Source organism: Cupriavidus sp. 05N39 (assembly GCF_056397325.1).
In genome coordinates, this window is sequence record NZ_JBFTNE010000225.1 from 1 (window position 1) to 2,936 (window position 2,936).

The following is a 2,936-nucleotide window of genomic DNA, read 5'->3' on the forward strand; positions in this document are numbered from 1 at the left end:
AAAATCCGGCTCGTCCGCGTAATAGGCGGCGGCGCTCAGGATCAGATCGATCTCGTAGCGCATGGCGTCGTCCGGTGTCGCGTGGTGGAGGATTTTGCGCACTTGCGCCTCGGCCTGCTGATGACGCTCGCTCAGCGCCAGCGCCCATGCCACCGCGAGGCGCAGGCGTGGATGCTTGTCCAGTTCGGACTCGGGCAGCCATTTGAGCCATTCGAGCACGGCTGACAATTGACCGCGCGTCGCCGCCTCATGCAGGCAGCGCTGCGCCAGGCCGTAGGCGGTCTCGCGCTGGCCGCTGGCAAGCGCGTGGCGCGCGGCAGCTTCGGTCATGCCATGATCGGCAAGCCAGTGCATGGCGCGATCGTGCATCCCTTCGAGTTCCTGCGCCGGGAGGTCCGTCAGCCGGGCGCGCAGCGCATCGCGTGCCAATGCATGCAGGCGGAACCACTCGCCATGTTGGTCCGCGACGACAAACATCGGCGTGTCATGCATAAGACGCTGCAGGCGCTCCTTCGCATCCTGCAACCCCGTCACGGCGCGGCAAAGATCGGCATGCAACAACTCCACAATCGAGATACGCGTCAGGAATCCGGTATCCGCATCGGAGAGCCGGGCGAGCAGCGCGGTCACGAAGTGCTCGCGCATGCCGCCGGTGCTGTTGGCGAAGGCATCGATAGCGGCAACGGGATCGGGCGCATGGGTGATTGCGGCCAGCGCGAGTTGCAGGCCGAGCGGCCAGCCCTCGGTCGCGTCATGCAGCCTGGCGCTCGCGTCGGCTTCGACACTGGCGTCGAAGTGGCTGCCGATCAGTGCGATCGTCTCTTCCAGGCGGAAACGCAGCGTCCCGGCATCGACCTTCACGCACTGGTCATAGGGGCCCAGCCGCTCGATGACCGTGTCGAACCCGCCCCGGGCCGCCACCACGATGCGCAGGTTGGGTGGCAGGTTGTTGAGCAGGTAGATCAACGCATCGCGGCTGGATTCCGGCAGCCGCTCGGCTTCATCGAGTATCAGGACGATATCGAGCGCAACGTGCGCAATCTCCGCCAGCCACGCGGTGAAGCCTTCCAGCGGCCCGCGGGACGATCCATCCCCGTCCGGCAGCCGTCTGCCGAATGCTGGCCGCCCGCAGCCTGAGCGAATCGCGCTCGCGAGCCCTGTCAACAAGCGCCCCGGATCGTCATGCTCGTCCAATGACAGCCAGGCAACCGCGCTGCCGCGCATGATGTACTCGCGGTGCCACTGGATCAGCAGGGATGTCTTGCCGAAGCCGGCAGGCGCTTGCGCGATCGTCACGGGCCTGTCGACAAAGTGCTCGCAGTCCGAGCGCAGGCGTCGGCGCGCAAGGAGGTGGCGCGGTCCGCGCGGTGGACTGGTCTTGAGCGGGAATGCCGATGCTGTGACGCCAGTGCCACTGGTGGAATTTGTCATCGAATAAGCCCGGCAGGCTATGCCGTTCGCGTGGATGGGCAGAAGAGCCGGATGGGATGGGGCGGATCGCCAGTGCCGGCGATTATAGACAGGCCAGGCGCGTCGAAGGCCGCTCCCAGGGATATCCCTGTGCCGTTCCCCCCCGCCGCTGGGGGGAGCCTCCCACCCGCACGCTCCTAACATCCAATCCATGCAATACAACCACGAAAGTGATGCAATGCCGGCAACCAACCACGCAATCGCGACGACGCCAGGCGCCAATCCCGGGCCTGCAGCGATCACAAGGTTATCCACGGCTATGCATGCCATGCGCCGGCAGGCACAAGCGCCCGCCAATGCATCCATCTCGCTCTGACCCGAAACCGGCCTCGAAACATGTTCCGCCATCTGTTTGTTCCTGTCGATCCTAGCGATCACGGCGCCAATGCAACGGCGCAAGCCATCGCACTGGCTCGCAGCCACGGCGCGCGCATCAGCTTCCGGTACGCGCAGGCGGCAGGCGCGCGCGGCCCGTCGCAGGCCCGCGAGGCACTCGTCCGTGCCGATGCGGCAGCGCGTGCGCAAGGCTTGACAAGCACGGTGGCCAGCATCGTTGCCGAGCAGCCGGCGCGCGCGTTACTGGCCGCGGCGGACCAGGCGGGCTGCGACGCGATTGTCCTCGCCCATGGCACGGGGCAACTCGCGGAGCTGTCCTCCGCTGCCCGCCACATGCTGGTGCATGCCCGCATTCCGGTGCTGTCAATCGGCGCCAACTGCGTACCCGCGCCCATTCCGGCTATCGATCTGCTGCACAGCGAGTACAAGCGCCTGACCGCGCTGCTGCATGCCTGGCTGAACCTCCTCGAAACGCCGCCCCCGCCGGGCGCGTCAATGGCCTCGGCTCCGCTGCTGGCGGCGATCGAGTACGTTCGCTTGGTGGTCCATCCGCTGCTGCAGCGCAAGGAGGTCACGTTATTCCGCCGCCTGGGCCGGCGCAGCGAGGCCATGCGCGCGGAACTGGACGAGTTGTCCCGCCAGCACTTGCGTCAACAGAGCCTGCTGGATGAGCTTGCCACGCAAGTGGAGCAAGCCGACGGCAGCGCCCCCGCCTTTGCGGCGCTAGCCCAGGCCGTCGAGCAGTATGCCCGCCAGGTATGGGAATACATGGGCCGCGAAGAAGGCGTTGTGCTCCCGGCGGCGCGCCGCCACTTGACCGAGGGCGATTGGAACGATGTGCATTTGGCACTGACCCCCGCAGTGACTCACCACGTCGGGATACGCTCCGACGCCAGCTTTGCAGAGCTGCTGACGCAATTGACTCTGCCCCAACCCGACAAGGACTAAACATGCAATTCCTCGACGATTCCCTGCACCCCGAGAACCAGGACAAAGTGGTCATCACCGTGGCGCCTTACGGCCCCGAGTGGATGCCGGCGGATTTCCCCGAAGACATTCCGGTGACGATGGAGGAACAGGTGCAAAAGGCCGTTGACTGCTACAACGCCGGTGCCACGGTGCTGCACCTC

The 2,936-nt window shown here is 66.1% G+C and carries 3 protein-coding genes; 2 read left to right on the forward strand and 1 reads right to left on the reverse strand.

Features of this window, described 5'->3' with window-relative positions; all coding sequences use genetic code 11:
* Positions 1-1,431, reverse strand: a 1,431-nt coding sequence (locus AC1DN0_RS40820; protein WP_477146594.1) for a winged helix-turn-helix domain-containing protein, incomplete at its 3' end; no start/stop codon positions are given.
* A 375-nt stretch (positions 1,432-1,806) separates the two neighbouring features.
* Here AC1DN0_RS40820 and AC1DN0_RS40825 point away from each other — a divergent pair.
* A complete protein-coding gene (locus tag AC1DN0_RS40825) occupies positions 1,807-2,754 on the forward strand; it encodes a universal stress protein (protein ID WP_441637650.1) in 948 nt (315 codons plus the stop codon).
* Between the two features lie 2 nt (positions 2,755-2,756).
* On the forward strand, positions 2,757-2,936 hold a 180-nt coding region (locus AC1DN0_RS40830; protein ID WP_477102143.1), incomplete at its 3' end, for a 3-keto-5-aminohexanoate cleavage protein.

What these genes read in the sequence shown, in the direction of transcription:
- AC1DN0_RS40825 (WP_441637650.1), top strand. Translation starts at nt 1,807, where the DNA reads ATGTTCCGCCATCTGTTTGTTCCTGTCGATCCTAGCGATCACGGCGCC.